Annotated in this window: 10 protein-coding genes and 1 riboswitch; of the genes, 6 read left to right on the top strand and 4 right to left on the bottom strand. The window is 71.3% G+C overall.

Features of this window, described 5'->3' with window-relative positions; all coding sequences use genetic code 11:
* Positions 1-90 precede the first annotated feature (90 nt).
* From LCD35_RS01245 to gcvH, 4 genes are all read right to left on the bottom strand, one after another.
* A complete protein-coding gene (locus LCD35_RS01245; protein WP_224958292.1) occupies positions 91-510 on the bottom strand; it encodes an organic hydroperoxide resistance protein in 420 nt (139 codons plus the stop codon).
* A 1-nt stretch (position 511) separates the two neighbouring features.
* Positions 512-1030 carry a MarR family winged helix-turn-helix transcriptional regulator gene (locus LCD35_RS01240; RefSeq protein WP_224958291.1) on the bottom strand — a complete coding sequence of 173 codons (519 nt, stop codon included), beginning with the start codon at positions 1028-1030 and terminating at the stop codon, positions 512-514.
* A gap of 334 nt (positions 1031-1364) precedes the next feature.
* Positions 1365-2717 carry an L-serine ammonia-lyase gene (locus LCD35_RS01235; protein ID WP_224958290.1) on the bottom strand — a complete coding sequence of 451 codons (1353 nt, stop codon included), beginning with the start codon at positions 2715-2717 and terminating at the stop codon, positions 1365-1367.
* 24 nt (positions 2718-2741) lie between these two features.
* Positions 2742-3116, bottom strand: a complete 375-nt coding sequence (gcvH, locus tag LCD35_RS01230) for a glycine cleavage system protein GcvH (protein ID WP_224958289.1) — start codon at positions 3114-3116, stop codon at positions 2742-2744.
* A gap of 142 nt (positions 3117-3258) precedes the next feature.
* Positions 3259-3353, bottom strand: a riboswitch (glycine riboswitch).
* 203 nt (positions 3354-3556) lie between these two features.
* Here gcvH and ald point away from each other — a divergent pair.
* The 6 genes from ald (at position 3557) to LCD35_RS01200 (ending at position 15683) form a co-directional block, all read left to right on the top strand.
* Complete coding sequence (gene ald, locus LCD35_RS01225) at positions 3557-4672, top strand: alanine dehydrogenase (RefSeq protein WP_225043588.1); 1116 nt, start codon at positions 3557-3559, stop codon at positions 4670-4672.
* A 358-nt stretch (positions 4673-5030) separates the two neighbouring features.
* Entirely contained in the window at positions 5031-5525 is a 495-nt protein-coding gene (locus LCD35_RS01220) for a hypothetical protein (RefSeq protein WP_224958287.1), read from the top strand.
* 115 nt (positions 5526-5640) lie between these two features.
* Positions 5641-6663, top strand: a complete 1023-nt coding sequence (locus LCD35_RS01215) for an ABC transporter ATP-binding protein (protein WP_224958286.1) — start codon at positions 5641-5643, stop codon at positions 6661-6663.
* Positions 6663-7511, top strand: coding sequence for an ABC transporter permease (locus LCD35_RS01210; protein ID WP_224967357.1), 849 nt, complete (start codon positions 6663-6665; stop codon positions 7509-7511). Before LCD35_RS01215 ends, LCD35_RS01210 begins: the two co-directional genes overlap by 1 nt.
* Before the next feature lie 360 nt (positions 7512-7871).
* Complete coding sequence (locus tag LCD35_RS01205; protein WP_225043587.1) at positions 7872-11597, top strand: ABC transporter ATP-binding protein; 3726 nt, start codon at positions 7872-7874, stop codon at positions 11595-11597.
* Positions 11598-11960: 363 nt separating this feature from the next.
* Positions 11961-15683 (top strand): multifunctional oxoglutarate decarboxylase/oxoglutarate dehydrogenase thiamine pyrophosphate-binding subunit/dihydrolipoyllysine-residue succinyltransferase subunit, encoded by a 3723-nt coding sequence (locus LCD35_RS01200; RefSeq protein WP_225043586.1) that lies wholly within the window; start codon positions 11961-11963, stop codon positions 15681-15683.
* The last annotated feature ends 183 nt before the right edge of the window (positions 15684-15866 follow it).

Below are 15866 nucleotides of genomic sequence, written 5' to 3'. Positions count from 1 at the left end.
GGCGGGGCGGGCGGTGGCCGCTGGTTGGGAGGGCTGGTTTCCCGGCCGCCCCCCGGCGGCGGGGGGGGCCCCCCCCCCGCCGAGCGGAGGTCAGGCGACCGCGAGGTCGATCTGGACGTTCCCGCGGATGGCGTTGGAATACGGGCACACCGAGTCGGCCTGCTCGGTGAGCTGCCGGGCCTGCTCCTGGTCGACGCCGGGGAGGCTGACCGACAGCGTGACCTCGAGCGCGTACCCGCCCGCGCCGTTGCTGCCGATGCCGACCTGGGCGGTCACCGAGGAGTCGGCGATGTTCGCCTTCGCCTTGCGGGCGACCAGCTGCAGCGCGCTGTGGAAGCAGGCTGCGTAACCGGCGGCGAACAGCTGCTCCGGGTTCGTGGAGTCGCCACCGGGTCCGCCCATCTCGCGCGGGACCGCCAGGTCGAGGTCGAGCACTCCGTCGGAGGAGCGGGTGCGGCCGCCGCGCCCTTCGCCGGTCGCGGTCGCTTCGGCGGTGTACAACGCTGCCATCTCAGTCTCCTTGTGTCGTGGTCCCGCGCAGGAGTTCGTCGGTGATGGGGACGCCGTCGGCGACGGCGGCCCTGGCGCGGTGCGCGGCCTGGTCCACGTTGGCGGTGAGCCGGTGCAGCGTGGAGCGCAGCGCCAGCACCTCCTCGAGTTCCATGCCGCTGGCGGCGAGCACCCGGTTCGGGATCTGCTCGGCGTGCTGCCGCAGCTCCCGCCCCCGCTCGGTCAGTCCGATCTCGACGGACCGCTCGTCGCGGGTGCTGCGCCGCCGGTCCACCAGTCCGCTCGCTTCGAGCCGTTTCAGCAGCGGCGACAGCGTCCCGGAGTCCAGCTTGAGCATCGCCCCGAGGTCCTTGACCGCCAGCGAGTCGTGTTCCCAGAGCACCAGCATCACCAGGTATTGCGGGTAGGTCAGTCCCAGCTCGTCGAGGAACGGCCGGTACAGGTTGGTGAAGGAGCGCGACGCGCTGTAGAGCGCGAAGCACACCTGCTGGTCCAGCGACAGCGCCGAGTCCGCGCTCATCCCCGCCTCCTGCACGTGGCCGACATTAGCCCTAATTCAAGTTGCGCGCAACTGAGTTGTGCGCATCCTAAATTCTGCAAGGGAACCTCCCCGTCATCCGGAACCACCACCGCGCGGCCCGCCGGAACACCACCGCCGCACTCCACCACACCGGCCACCACGGCTCCGGACGAGGCCGAGCGTGACAGGAAGGTTCCCCTCATCGCACCGGTGACAGGAAGGTTCCCCCGCTCGCATCGACCCACGCCGGTGGTCCACGCCTGCGACGTGACAGGAAGGTTCCCCTGCTCCCACCGCCCCGCGCGGTTTCGAGCGCCGGGCGGGCGAAGCGCTCTCAGCACTCGATGACGTTCACCGCGAGCCCCCCGCGAGCGGTCTCCTTGTACTTGACCTTCATGTCGCGCCCGGTCTCCCGCATCGTCTTGATCACCTTGTCGAGCGACACGAAGTGGCTGCCGTCGCCGCGCAGCGCCATCCGCGTCGCCGTGACGGCCTTGACCGCGGCGACGGCGTTGCGCTCGATGCACGGGATCTGCACCAGCCCGCCGATGGGGTCGCAGGTGAGGCCGAGGTTGTGCTCCATCGCGATCTCGGCGGCGTTCTCCACCTGCCACGGCGTCGCGCCCATCGCCTCGGCGAGCCCGGCGGCCGCCATCGAGCAGGCCGAACCGACTTCGCCCTGACAGCCGACCTCGGCGCCGGAGATCGACGCGTTCTCCTTGAACAGCACCCCGATGGCACCGGCGGCGAGCAGGAACCGGATGACGCCCTGCTCGTTCGCCCCCGGCACGAAGCGCACGTAGTAGTGCAGCACCGCGGGAACGATGCCGGCGGCACCGTTGGTGGGCGCGGTGACGACCCGTCCGCCTGCCGCGTTCTCCTCGTTGACGGCGAGCGCGAACAGGGTGAGCCATTCCATGGCGTCGTCCTGCTCGCCGAGGTTCGCCCGCAGCGCGGCGGCGCGCCGCTTCACCCGCAGCCCGCCGGGAAGTTCCCCGTCGTTGCGGCACCCGTTGTCGACGCACTCCTGCATCACGGACCAGATGTGCAGCAGCCGGGCGCGGACGTCCTCGGCGGAGCGCCAGGACAGCTCGTTGTCGAACATGACGTCGCTGATCCGGGAGCCGGATTCGGCGACCCGGGCGAGCAGTTCGTCGCCGGTGCGGAACGGGTGGCGCACCGGCGTCTCGTCCGGCTTGATCCGGTCGGTGCCGGCGGCCTCGTCGTCGACGACGAATCCGCCGCCGACGGAGTAGTACACCGCGGACCGCAGTTCCCCACCTGCGCCGAACGCCGCGAACCGCATCCCGTTGGGGTGCAGCGGCAGCGACCTGCGCCGGTGCATCACCAGGTCGCGGTCCACCGAGAACCGGATGTCGCGCTCCCCCGCCAGCAACAACCTGCCGTCGGCGCGGATCGTCTCCACCCGTTGTGCGACGGCGGCCGGGTCGACCGTCTCCGGGTCGTGCCCTTCCAGGCCGAGCAGCACCGCCTTGGGGCTGCCGTGGCCGTGCCCCGTCGCGCCGAGCGAACCGAACAGCTCGGCCTTCACCTTGTCGACCTGACCGAGCAGACCGTCGTCCTGCAGCCGCGCGGTGAACATCCGCGCCGCCCGCATCGGGCCGACGGTGTGCGAACTCGACGGGCCGATGCCCACCGAGAAGAGGTCGAAGACGCTGATCGTCACAGCTCCGCCCCCCTCAGCCCCGGCCTACTCACCACCGGTGAACTGGGCGTACTCCTGGGCCGTGAGCACAGCACCGGTCTGCTCGGCACGCACTTCGAGCAGCCAGCCCTCGCCGAACGGATCAGAGCCGATCACCGCGGGGTCGTCGGCGGCGGCCGCGTTGACGGCGACGACCTCGCCGGTCACGGGCGCGAACAGGTCGCTGACGGACTTGGTCGATTCCAGCTCACCGCAGGAGGCGCCGGATTCGATCCGCTCGCCCACCTCGGGCAGCTGCACGTAGACGATGTCGCCGAGCGCTTGGGCCGCGTACGGGGTGATGCCGATGCGCACCAGGTCGCCGCGGTCCTCGATCCACTCGTGCTCTTCGGTGTAGCGCAGCCGTTCGGGCAGGGACATGGAGGCTCCTCACCATCGCGGGCACGGGTGTGCCCTGGGTTCGCGGGCCTCCCCCTCTGTTTCGGGACCTGAGAGCTTCGCCGCGGTGGTTCGCGGCTTGCACCGTGGGTGCGGCGCCGGGGCGCGCGCTTTCCAGAGTGGCCTCGCCCGAGCGGTCATGGGTGCCTGAGAGTTTTGCGGGGAGGGTTTGCTCCTTCGGCGCCCTGCGTTGCGCAGGGTCTCTCCCGCTCGGGTTCTGCGGCGCTGTGCGGTTGTGGTCGTGCCCGGCAACGATAAACGGACGTGGGCGGGTGTCAACGCCCAGCCGCCCGGATCACAGCGAGGAAGGGAACCTTCCTGTCACCGGTGACAGGAAGGTTCCCTTCCTCGCGGCGGGGTGCGGGCGCCGGGCGGATGATGCTGGGGTCGGTGTTCGGTCGTGGGGTCGGGAGGCGGACCGGGTGAAGGTCGCAGTGCCGCGTGAGGTGAAGAACCACGAGTACCGGGTGGCGGGGGGCCCGGCAGGGGTGCACGAGCTGGCCGCGCGGGGGCACGCGGTGTTCGTGGAGGCCGGCGCCGGGCTCGGTTCGTCGATACCCGACGAGGACTACGCGGCGGCGGGCGCGACGATCGTGCCGTCCGCGGCGGACGCGTGGGCCGAGGGCGAGCTGGTGCTGAAGGTGAAGGAGCCGGTGGCCGAGGAGTTCCCGCGGCTGCGGGCGGGCCAGGTGCTGTTCACCTACCTGCACTTGGCGGCGTCGGCGGAGTTGACGGACGAGTTGCTGCGCGCCGAGGTGACGGCTCTCGCCTACGAGACGGTGCAGACGGCGCGCGGCGGGTTGCCGCTGCTGGCGCCGATGAGCGAGGTCGCGGGCAGGCTCGCCCCGCAGGTCGGCGCGCAGGCGCTGCTGACCCCGCAGGGTGGTCGCGGTGTGCTGCCGGGCGGCGTGCCCGGAGTACCGCCTGCGCGGGTGGTGGTGATCGGCGGCGGGGTGGCCGGGTTGAACGCGGCGCGGGTGGCGTCGGGCATGGGCGCCCAGGTGCAGGTGCTGGACACCGACGTGGACCGGCTGCGGGAGATCGACGCGGCGCATGGGGGCGCGATCCGCACGGTGACGTCGAACGCGTACGCGGTGGAGTCGGCGGTGCGGGCGGCGGACCTGGTGATCGGCGCGGTGCTGGTGCCGGGTGCGAAGACGCCGAAGCTGGTGTCGAACGAGCTGGTGGCGCGGTCAAAGCCGGGCAGCGTGCTGGTGGACGTGGCGATCGACCAGGGCGGGTGCTTCGAGGATTCGCGGCCGACGACGCACGAGGATCCGACGTTCCGGGTGCACGGTTCGGTGTTCTACTGCGTGGCGAACATGCCGGGCGCGGTGCCGAACACCTCGACGTACGCGTTGACGAACGTGACGTTGCCGTACGTGCTGCGGATCGCCGATCAGGGCTGGCGGGCGGCGTGCCGGGCGGATGCGGCGCTGGCCAGGGGCTTGAACGCGCACGGCGGGCTGCTGGTGAGCGAGGCGGTGGCGCTGGCGCACGGGCTGCCGAGCACGGCCCCGGACGCGGTGCTGGTCTGAGCGGATCCGCAACCGCGAGACCATCCGAGACCACTGCGCGGCGAGACCGGCGAGTTTCACTCGCGGAGGTGAGAAGACCCCGGAAGGGGTTAGAGGGCGGCCCGCTCAACCGGCCTGGGGGTCACCGGGAGCAGGCCGCCAGGTCCCAGTGTAGGACACGAACGCTTGATTTCCGACGTGCGCAGCGTGACGAACGCCCGGTTCCCCGCCACAACCGGAAGTCCACTCGACCGAGTGAGTTCGGTGCAGTCGGCCGGGTGAGCTGCCGATGGGAGTGCGCCAAGCCGCGGCGATCTGCGGCGGTGCTCGTCGCGGGCGCCACCGGGGCCCGCGTTCTCCGCCCCGATCAGCGCGCGCGATGACCGTACGACGCGGGGAGTGGCACGTGGACGACGCGAAGATGCGGGAGGCCGTCCTGGACCGGCTGGCCCGGCTGGAGCGGGTGGCCATCGAAGGCGGCACCGAGGAGCTGTTACCGGTCGCCAGGTCAGAGCTGCACCGCCTCACCAGCGGGCTCCGGGCCCTGCTGGAGGCCCACCACCCGGATGCCGACGGCCGCTGCCCCGCCTGCTCCGGCGCGGTGCGCAGCCGCAGCTGGCCGTGCGAGTCGTGGCTGATGGTGCACCGCGGCCTCATCGGCGACCGCACCGCGCCCGCCGCCCCGACCGGCCGCCACGGCCCGGCGGACGAGCCCGACCCGGACGCCGAGGGGCGGCAGCCCACCGGCCGCTGGCCGAGCAGCGCGCCGGTCCGCCACCACCGCTCCCCCCGCCCCGAGGACGGCCGGCCCACCGCAGCGCGCCGGCCCGGGCCGGAACGGCCCATCGCCTGGCCGCAGCACGGGACCGGTTGATTTCCGAACTCCTCCCTGTCGGGGCGGGCCGGTCAGGCAGGATGGGACCGGCCCCGCGCCCGAGCGTGATCGTCCGCGTCCCGCGCTCGCGAGCACCCGGCGGGGCCGAGCGACGATGGAGGAGCGTGTGCACGACGGCAGCGGCCGGATCCTGGTGCAGAACCTGAGCAAGAACTTCGGGCCGGTCAGCGCGGTCCGCGACCTCAGCTTCGCCGTTCACCCCGGTGTGGTGACCGGGTTCCTCGGCCCGAACGGATCCGGCAAGACGACGACGCTGCGCATGGTGCTGGGGCTGGTGAACCCGACGTCGGGAACCGCCACCGTCAACGGGGTGCCCTTCGCGCAGCTGCGCAACCCCGCCACCGTGGTCGGGGCGGTGCTGGAGGCGCAGAGCTTCCACCCGTCCCGCACGGCGCGCAACCACCTGCGCTGCTATTCGGCGGCGATGAACGTGCCCGACCAGCAGGTCGACCACGCCTTGGACCTCGTCGGGCTGACCGGCGCCGCGAACCGGGCCGCGGGCGGGTTCTCGCTGGGCATGCGGCAACGGCTGGCGCTGGCCACGGCGCTGCTCGGCGATCCGCAGGTGCTGATCTTGGACGAACCCGCCAACGGGCTCGACCCGGAGGGCATCGCGTGGCTGCGCGGCTTCCTGAAGTCGTTCGCCGCGTCCGGGCGCACCGTGCTCGTCTCCAGCCACCTGCTGCGCGAGATGGAGCACACCGTCGACCACGTGGTGATCGTGAGCCGCGGCGAGTGCGTCTACAACGGCGACCTGGACCAGCTGCGAGCGCAGCAGCGCAACCGGGTGCTCGTGCAGGCCGGTGATCCGCAGGCGCTGGTGAACGCGCTGCAGGCGGCCGGGCTGGCGGTCGAACCGCTGCCCGACGGGCGGATCGCCGTCACCGGCTCCGACTCCCGGTCGGTGGCCGAACTGGCCCTGCAGGCCGGGGTCGCCGTCTACGGGATCCAGGAGGAGCAGGTCGACCTCGAACGGCTGTTCTTCCAGCTCACCAGCGGCCAGTACGTCGGCAACCAGCACCCGCCCGGCGGTCCGCCACCCGGCACCGGTGGCTGGGCACCGCCCGGCGGCCCCAACCCGTACCAGCAGCACGGCGGATTCGGAGGTGGCGCCTGATGGACGGCCTGGTCAAGTCCGAGTTCCGGAAGCTCTTCACCACCAACCTGTGGTGGGCACTGCTCATCCCCGTGGCGCTGCTGAGCTTCGGCGCCAGCTGGATGGGCACCGGGTTCGGCTACATGTCCTCGATCGAGCAGGAGATCGGGCGGCCGCTGCCGCTGGGCCTGCTCACCATGTCGATGTCGACGAACTTCAGCACGATCTTCGCCGGCCTGGTGGGGGCGCTGGCGTTCGCCGGGGAGTACCGGAACAAGAGCATCACCACCACGTACCTCACCGGCAACCCGCGCGGGGCGGTGCTCGGGGCGAAGCTCATCGCCTACACCAACCTCGGCCTGCTGTACGGGCTGGTCAACGTGCTGTCGGCGAGCCTCGGCGCGATCGCGGGCGCCGGGCTCGACGGGTTCGGCGAAGGTCCGGACTGGCTCATCGTGTGCGCCGCCGGGCTCCTCGCGATGGTGTTGTGGACGCTGCTCGGCGTCGGGTTCGGCGCCCTCGTCGCCAACCCGGTGATCGTGATCATCGTGCTGCTGGTCTACAAGTTCGTGTTCGAGTTCATCGTCGACCTGTTCCTCGTCGGCTCCGACGCGTCCGGGGTGAGCGCCTACCTGCCGGGGGCCGCGGGCAGCGGGATCGTCGGCAACCTCGCCGTGCCGATCTTCATCAGCGCCACCGCCGGGCCCGACGAGCAGTACGTGCCGCAAGGGCTGTTCGAGGTGCTGCACTTCGTCTTCGGCGGGTCCTACGGGCATCCGTGGTGGCTGAGCATGCTGACCTTCGCCGGGTACGCGGCGCTGTTCGTCCTCGGCGGCTGGTACTTCAGCGGGCGGCGCGACATCACCTGAGGTGGCGCTGTTCGATCGGAGGGGATCTTCCTGCTCGGGTGGGGAGGTCCCCTCTTTCGTGCGGGGCGGTGGCAGGAAGGTTCCCTTCATCGCGCCTGTGATCGAAAGGTTCCCTTCCTCCCACCCGTGACCGGAAGGTTCCCCTGCTCGCGCCTGTGATCGAAAGGTTCCCTTCCTCACGTCGATGACCGGAAGGTTCCCTTCCTCGCTCAGGTGAGCGCCGGTGCGCCGCCGCCGCGCCCCCGGATCCCCGTCGTCCCCGGCACCTAACCTGGCCTGGTGAGCGACTCCGGCAGCGAATGTTCCCGTCCTGGTTGGATCCGCCGATTGTTCGCCGCCTGCCGGCGGCACCCGGTCGCGATGCTGCTGGCGTTGGGCGCGTCGGTGGCGGCGGTGGGCTTGGAGGCGCTGGTCCCGCTGATCACGAAGGCGGCGGTGGACGACGCGGTGGCGCGCGGCACCGATCGGTTGTGGTGGTTCGCGGCGGCGTTGGCGGGGCTGGGGGTGTTCCGGTTCGGGGCGGCGTTCGTGCGCCGCTATTCGGCGGGCCGGTTGGCGCTGGACGTGCAGCACGACCTGCGGCGCGCGGTGTTCGGCTCGGTGCAGCGCTTGGACGGCGGCAAGCAGGACGCGTTGCGCACGGGCCAGGTGGCGTCGCGGGCGATCAGCGATCTGCAGCTGGTGAATGCGCTGCTGTCGATGGTGCCGCTGGCGGCCGGGACCGTGGTGCTGATGGCGTTCGCGCTGGTGGCGATGGTGTGGTTGTCGCCGCTGCTGACGTCGGTGGTGCTGGTGGTGGTGCCGTTGATCGCGGCGGTGTCGGCGCGCAGCAAGAAGCGGTTGTTCCCGGCGACGTGGTCGGCGCAGCAGCGGGCGGCGGACATCGCCCAGCACGTCGAGGAGACGGTGTCCGGAGTCCGGGTGGTGAAGGGCTTCGGCCAGGAGGCCCGCGAGGTGGCCCGGTTGGAGTCGGGTGCGCGCCGGTTGTTCGCGGAGCGGCTGCGCACGGCGCGGATGACGTCGCTCCCGCAGGCGAGCTTGTCGGTGCTGCCCGCGGCGGGCCAGGTGGGGGTGTTGGGCCTCGGCGGTTGGATGGCGCTGCACGGCCAGGTGGGGCTGGGCACGTTCGTGGCGTTCGCGGCGTACGTGGCGATGTTGGGCGGCCCGGCTCGGATGATGGCGAGCGTGCTGGTGCAGGGCCAGTTGACGCGGGCGGGCATGGAGCGGATCACGGACCTGATCGATTCGCGGCCGGACGTGCGGGACCGGCCGGGTGCGGTGGCTCTGCCGGAGGTGCCGCTGCGGGTCCGGCTGGACGGGGTCGGTTTCGGCTACACCCGGGACCAGCAGGTGTTGCGGGACGTATCGCTACTGGTGGAGCCGGGCGAGACGGTGGCGCTGGTGGGTCCGGCGGGGTCGGGCAAGTCGACGGTGTCGTTGTTGCTGCCGCGGTTCTACGACGTGCAGCACGGTGCGGTGCGGATCGGCGCGGCGGACGGCGGGGCCGAGCACGACGTGCGGGACCTGCGGCTGGAGTCGCTGCGTTCGGCGGTGGGCGTGGTGTTCGAGGAGGCGTTCCTGTTCTCGGATTCGATCCGCGGGAACATCGCCTACGGGTGCCCGGACGCGACGGACGCGGAGGTGGAGGCGGCGGCGCGCGCGGCGGAGGCGCACGGTTTCATCGCGGCGCTGCCGGAGGGCTACGGGACGCTGGTCGGTGAGCGGGGCCTGACGTTGTCGGGTGGCCAGCGCCAGCGGGTGGCGTTGGCGCGGGCGCTGCTGTCGGATCCGCGGATCCTGGTGCTCGACGATGCGACGTCGGCGGTGGATCCGGCGACGGAGGCGGCGATCCACGACACTTTGCGGTCGGTGACGGCGCAGCGCACGACGTTGTTGATCGCGCACCGCCGGTCGACGTTGGCGTTGGCGGACCGGGTCGCGGTGCTGGACGCGGGCCGGGTCGTGGACGTGGGCACGCAGGAGGAGCTGCGGGAGCGGTGCGGGTTGTTCCGCTCGCTGCTGGCCGGCCCCGGGGAGGAGATCGACGCGGCGGGTGCGGCGGAGCCGGATCCGGTGCCGGCCGATGCGGCCCCGACCGCCGAGCTGTGGCCGGCGGCGGAGGAACCGGAGCGGACGCGCGCGGTGGCGGTGCCGGGCGGGGTGCGCGGCACTCGCGGCGGTTCGGGTGCGGCGACGCCGTTGACCCCGGAGCTGGCGGAGGGCCTGCGCGCGCTGCCGCCGGCGGTGGCGGCGCCGCGGCTGTCCGGGGTGGACGCGACGGCGCCCGATCCGGGGTTCCGGTTGGCGCGGTTGTTGCGGCCGATCCGGTGGGGCTTGGCGTTGACGGTGCTGCTGGTGGCGGCGGACGCGCTGGGGTCGGTCGCGTTGCCGTCACTGGTGCGCCACGGCGTGGACGGCGGGGTGGACGCGCGGGATCCGGGGACGTTGTGGCTGGTGACGGCGGTCGGCGCGGTGATCGTGCTGGTGAGCTGGCTGGTGATCAAGGTGCAGACGGTGGTGACGGCCCGCACCGGCGAGACGTTGCTGTACCTGCTGCGGGTGCGCAGCTACGCGCACCTGCAGCGGCTCGGGCTGGACTACTACGAGCGGGAACTCGCGGGCCGGATCATGACGCGGATGACGACGGACGTGGACGCGTTGTCGTCGTTCCTGCAGACGGGCTTGGCCACGGCGGTGGTGAGCGCGTTCACGATCGTGGGGATCGCGGTGGCGCTGCTGGTGACGGACCTGTCGCTGGCGCTGGTGGCGCTGGCGGTGCTGCCGCCGCTGGTGGTGGCGACGGTGATCTTCCGGCGGGTGTCGTCGACGGCGTACGCGGAGGCGCGGGAGCGGGTCAGCACGGTCAACGCGGACCTGCAGGAGAACGTGTCGGGGCTGCGGGTCGCGCAGGCGCACCGCCGCGAGCGCTATTCGGCGAAGGTGTTCGCGCAGCGCAGCGACGCGTACCGGCGGTCGCGGCTGCGGGCGCAGCGCTACATCGCGACGTACTTCCCGTTCACGGCGCTGCTGTCGGAGCTGGCGCAGGCGGCGGTGCTGGGCGTGGGCGCGACGCGGGTCGCCTCGGGTGAGCTGACCGCGGGGGTGCTGGTGGCGTTCCTGCTGTACCTGGGGATGTTCTTCTCGCCGGTGCAGCAGTTGTCGGGCGTGTTCGACGGCTACCAGCAGGCGCGGGTGGGGTTGCGCCGCATCGGAGATCTGCTGCGGACCCCGACGTCGGTGCCGCAGGACGCGGCGCCGGTGGCGGTGCCGGACCGGCTGGCGGGCGCGGTGGAGCTGCGGTCGGTGTCGTTCCGCTACCCGGGTGCGGAGCGGGACGCGTTGCGGGAAGTGTCGCTGCGGGTGGAGCCGGGGACGACGGTGGCGCTGGTGGGCCCGACGGGTGCGGGGAAGTCGACGCTGGTGAAGCTGCTGGCCCGGTTCTACGACGTGACGGACGGCGAGCTGCTGGTGGACGGGGTGGACGTGCGCCGCTACGAGCTGTCCGGGTTCCACCACCGGCTGGCGGTGGTCCCGCAGGAGGGCTACCTGTTCGCGGGGGACGTGGCCGCGAACATCGCCTACGGGCGGCCGTCGGCGTCGGACGCGGAGGTGGAGGCGGCGGCGCGGGACGTGGGTGCGCTGCCGGGGATCGCGATGTTGCGGCGCGGGTTCCGCCAGCAGGTCGGCGAGCGCGGCCGGGAGTTGTCGGCGGGCCAGCGGCAGCTGGTGGCGCTGGCGCGGGCGGAGCTGGTGCGGCCGGACCTGCTGCTGCTGGACGAGGCGACGGCCGCGCTGGATCCGGCGACGGAGTCGCTGGTGGTGTCGGCCAGCGATCGGCTGGCGGCGCGGCGCACGACGTTCGTGGTGGCGCACCGGCTGGGCACGGCGGCGCGGGCGGACCGGATCGTGGTGGTCGACGGCGGCCGCGTGGTGGAGGACGGTGCGCACGCGGAGCTGCTGGCGCGGGACGGCCACTACGCGCGGCTGTGGCGGGCCGGTGATCATGCGCCGGGGCCGGGCGGGCCCGATCACGAGCCGGTGCGGCCCGGTGACTCGGCGCAGGACCCGCTTCGCACCTCCCCCTGACGTGCTCACCGCACGGGTGGGCCCGGGCACGCCGCGTCACCTGTTCTCGCCGGTCGGACCGGGTCGTCCCGAACGGCGAGAACAGCGGTCGTGACCGAAACGTTGTGCCGTCCGCAGGCGACAGACGGGGCGGAGGCCGACCGGAGCACGGGCGGCGAGTCGGCGCATAGTACGGATGCCAGTGATCGAGGACCACGCCCGAACGGGTCATGTTTGCCTGGTGAGGGACTTTCCTGATCGATCCTGTGACCGAGCTCTTCTCCACCAGGCCCGCACTGTGTGCCAACCGCACTAAACGGACCGCTAGCCTGGTACTTGAGTGTGTGTACATCACGAGCAGATGGATCGAGGCGAACGCCAGCCGTGTCCAGCAGCAGCCCTGCGTCACAGTTCGGCCCCAACGAGTGGTTGATCGAGGAGATGTACGAGCAGTACCTCCAAGATCCCGCTTCGGTGGACTCCGCGTGGCACGAGTTCTTCGCCGACTACAAGCCGGGGCAGGCGACCTCGGTCTCGGTAGCCGCTGACAACTCCACCGCCGCGGCAGGAGCCGGGTCGACCGCGACGACGACAACGGTGTCGGGAACGACTACTGCGACGGCCACGCGCAGCGAGGGCAACGGGCAGGCTCGCCCGGCCGCCGCGGCGCAGGCCCCCGCGCCGAAGCCGGCCAAGGCGGCCGAGCCGAAGCCGTCCCCGCAGCAGGCCGCGAAGGCGGCTCCGGTGAAGAGCTCCGGTGCGGGTGAGGAGACGAAGCCGCTGCGCGGTGCGGCCGCGGCGATCGCCAAGAACATGGAGCAGTCGCTGGAGGTGCCGACCGCGACGAGCGTGCGGGCGGTCCCGGCGAAGCTGCTGTTCGACAACCGCATCGTGATCAACAACCACCTGAAGCGGAACAAGGGCGGCAAGGTCTCGTTCACGCACCTCATCGGCTACGCGCTGGTGCGGGCGATGCGGGACTACCCGAACATGAACCGCCACTACGGGGAGGACGCCAAGGGCAAGCCCGCGGCGGTCACCCCGGAGCACGTGAACCTCGGTCTCGCGATCGACCTGCCCGCCAAGGACGGCTCGCGCAACCTCGTCGTTGCCTCCATCAAGGGCTGCGAGGAGATGACCTTCCAGCAGTTCTGGCAGGCCTACGAGGACATCATCCGCAAGGCCCGCACCGGTGGGCTGACCGCGGACGACTTCGCGGGCACCACGTTCTCGCTGACGAACCCGGGCCCGTCGGGCACGAACCACTCGGTGCCGCGGCTGACCAAGGGCCAGTCGGCGATCATCGGCGTCGGGGCGATGGACTACCCGGCCGAGTTCCAGGGCGCGTCGGAGAAGTCCCTGGTCGACATGGGCATCAGCAAGATCGTGACGCTGACCTCGACCTACGACCACCGGGTCATCCAGGGCGCCGAGTCCGGTGACTTCCTGCGCAAGGTGCACCAGCTGCTGCTGGGCGAGGACAAGTTCTTCGACGACATCTTCTCGTCGCTGCGCATCCCGTACGAGCCGATCCGCTGGACCCAGGACATCCCGGAGGGCGCGGTCGACAAGACCGCCCGGGTGCTGGAGCTGATCGACGCCTACCGCACCCGCGGTCACCTGATGGCCGACATCGACCCGCTGAACTACCGGCAGCGCAGGCACGAGGACCTCGACGTCCTCTCGCACAGCCTGACGCTGTGGGACCTGGACCGGAAGTTCGCGGTCGGCGGGTTCGCCGGCAAGGAGCGGATGTCGCTGCGCGACGTGCTGGGCGTGCTGCGCGACTCGTACTGCCGCACCGTCGGCGTCGAGTACATGCACATCCTGGAGCCGGACGAGCGCGAGTGGCTGCAGAACCGGGTCGAGAAGCCGCACGAGAAGCCGGAGCAGTCCGAGCAGAAGTACATCCTCTCGAAGCTCAACGCCGCCGAGGCGTTCGAGACGTTCCTGCAGACCAAGTACGTCGGGCAGAAGCGGTTCTCGCTGGAGGGCGCCGAGACCGTGGTGCCGCTGCTGGACGCGGTGCTGGACTCCTCGGCCGCCGCGGACCTCGACGAGGTCGTCATCGGCATGCCGCACCGCGGCCGGTTGAACGTGCTGGCGAACATCGTCGGCAAGCCGATCTCGCAGATCTTCCGCGAGTTCGAGGGCAATCTGGACCCGGGCCAGGCGCACGGTTCCGGTGACGTCAAGTACCACCTGGGCGCGGAGGGCAAGTACTTCCGCATGTTCGGCGACGGCGAGACGAAGGTGTCGCTGACCTCGAACCCCTCGCACCTGGAGGCCGTGGACCCGGTGCTGGAGGGCATCGTCCGCGCCAAGCAGGACATCCTGGACAAGGGCCAGGAAGGCTTCACGGTGCTGCCGGTGCTGCTGCACGGCGACGCCGCGTTCGCCGGTCAGGGCGTGGTCGCCGAGACGCTGAACCTGTCGCTGCTGCGCGGCTACCGCACCGGCGGCACCGTGCACGTGATCGTGAACAACCAGGTCGGCTACACCACCGCCCCGGAGCACTCGCGGTCCAGCAAGTACTCCACCGACGTGGCTAAGATGATCGGTTCGCCGGTGTTCCACGTCAACGGCGACGACCCCGAGGCGTGCGTCTGGGTCGCGAAGCTGGCCGTGGAGTACCGCCAGGCCTTCGGCAAGGACGTCGTGATCGACATGGTGTGCTACCGCCGCCGCGGGCACAACGAGGGCGACGACCCGTCGATGACGCAGCCGTCGATGTACGACGCGATCGACAAGATGCGCAGCGTCCGCAAGACCTACACCGAGTCCCTCATCGGCCGCGGCGACATCACCGTCGAAGAAGCCGAGAAGGCGCTCAAGGACTACGCCTCCCAGCTGGAGCACGTGTTCAACGAGGTCCGCGAGCTGGAGAAGCACCCGCCGGAGCCCAGCCCCTCGGTGGAGTCCGAGCAGCAGGTGCCGACGAAGCTGGTCACCGCGATCTCCCCGGCCACGCTGGAGCGGATCGCCGACGCGCACGTCGACCTGCCCGAGGGCTTCACCCCGCACTCGCGGGTCAAGCCGGTGCTGGAGCGGCGCGCGAAGATGGCCCGCGAAGGCGAGATCGACTGGGGCTTCGGCGAGCTGCTCGCGTTCGGGTCGCTGGCGATGGAGGGCCGCTCGGTGCGGCTCACCGGCCAGGACTCGCGGCGCGGCACCTTCGGCCAGCGGCACTCGGTGCTCATCGACCGGAAGAACGGCACCGAGTACACCCCGCTGCAGAACCTCGGCGAGGACCAGGCGAAGTTCCTCGTCTACGACTCGGCGCTGTCCGAGTTCGCGGCGATGGGCTTCGAGTACGGCTACTCCGTGGCCAACCCGGACGCGCTGGTGCTGTGGGAGGCGCAGTTCGGCGACTTCTTCAACGGCGCCCAGTCGATCATCGACGAGTTCATCTCGTCCGGTGAGGCGAAGTGGGGGCAGCGCTCCGACGTGGTGCTGCTGCTGCCGCACGGCCACGAGGGCCAGGGCCCCGACCACAGCTCGGCCCGCATCGAGCGCTGGCTGCAGCTGTGCGCCGAGGGGTCGATGACGGTGGCGCTGCCGTCGACGCCGGCGAACTACTTCCACCTGCTGCGCAGGCACTCGCTGGACGGCATCCACCGTCCGCTGGTGGTGTTCACGCCGAAGTCGATGCTGCGGATGAAGGCCGCGACGAGCTCCGTCTCCGACTTCACCGAGGGCAAGTTCACCTCGGTGATCGACGACCCGGCGCAGCCGGACCCGTCGGCGGTGCGTCGGATCGTGTTCTGCTCCGGCAAGCTCTACTACGACCTCGCCGCCGAGAAGGAGAAGCAGGGCCACACCGACACGGCCCTGGTGCGGCTCGAGCAGCTGTACCCGCTGCCGCACCGCAAGCTCGGCGCGCTGCTGGAGCGCTACCCGAACGCCACCGACATCCGGTGGGCGCAGGAAGAACCGGCGAACCAGGGCCCGTGGCCGTTCCTCGGCCTCGCGCTGCCGGAGCTGTTCCCCGAGCGGATGCGCGGGCTCAAGCGCGTGTCGCGGCGTCCGATGGCCGCCCCGGCCACCGGTCTCAAGGCCGTGCACGACGTGGAGCAGGCCGAAGTGGTGCAGAACGCCTTCGCCTGATCCTTGCGCACGATCGCGGGCCGTCGGTTCCTCCGGGAACCGGCGGCCCGTTCTTTGCGCGCCCGGAGGGGTGCGATGAAGGGAACCTTCCTGCCAGTGGTGACCGGAAGGTTCCCTTCATCGTCCGAGGGCGACGTTCCCCATCTTGCCACCGCGTAATACGCGAACTAACCTGCGTAATAC

Origin of the sequence: Saccharopolyspora sp. 6V (assembly GCF_020176785.1) — a bacterium.
In the GTDB taxonomy this organism is placed as follows: domain Bacteria; phylum Actinomycetota; class Actinomycetes; order Mycobacteriales; family Pseudonocardiaceae; genus Saccharopolyspora_C; species Saccharopolyspora_C gregorii.
Note: the sequence above shows the minus strand (reverse complement) of the source record. Positions and strands in the feature narration are given on the sequence as shown.

What these genes read in the sequence shown, in the direction of transcription:
- LCD35_RS01245 (WP_224958292.1), bottom strand. Translation starts at nt 510, where the DNA reads ATGGCAGCGTTGTACACCGCCGAAGCGACCGCGACCGGCGAAGGGCGC.
- LCD35_RS01240 (WP_224958291.1), bottom strand. Translation starts at nt 1,030, where the DNA reads ATGAGCGCGGACTCGGCGCTGTCGCTGGACCAGCAGGTGTGCTTCGCG.
- gcvH (WP_224958289.1), bottom strand. Translation starts at nt 3,116, where the DNA reads ATGTCCCTGCCCGAACGGCTGCGCTACACCGAAGAGCACGAGTGGATC.
- LCD35_RS01220 (WP_224958287.1), top strand. Translation starts at nt 5,031, where the DNA reads ATGACCGTACGACGCGGGGAGTGGCACGTGGACGACGCGAAGATGCGG.
- LCD35_RS01215 (WP_224958286.1), top strand. Translation starts at nt 5,641, where the DNA reads ATGGAGGAGCGTGTGCACGACGGCAGCGGCCGGATCCTGGTGCAGAAC.
- LCD35_RS01210 (WP_224967357.1), top strand. Translation starts at nt 6,663, where the DNA reads ATGGACGGCCTGGTCAAGTCCGAGTTCCGGAAGCTCTTCACCACCAAC.
- LCD35_RS01205 (WP_225043587.1), top strand. Translation starts at nt 7,872, where the DNA reads ATGCTGCTGGCGTTGGGCGCGTCGGTGGCGGCGGTGGGCTTGGAGGCG.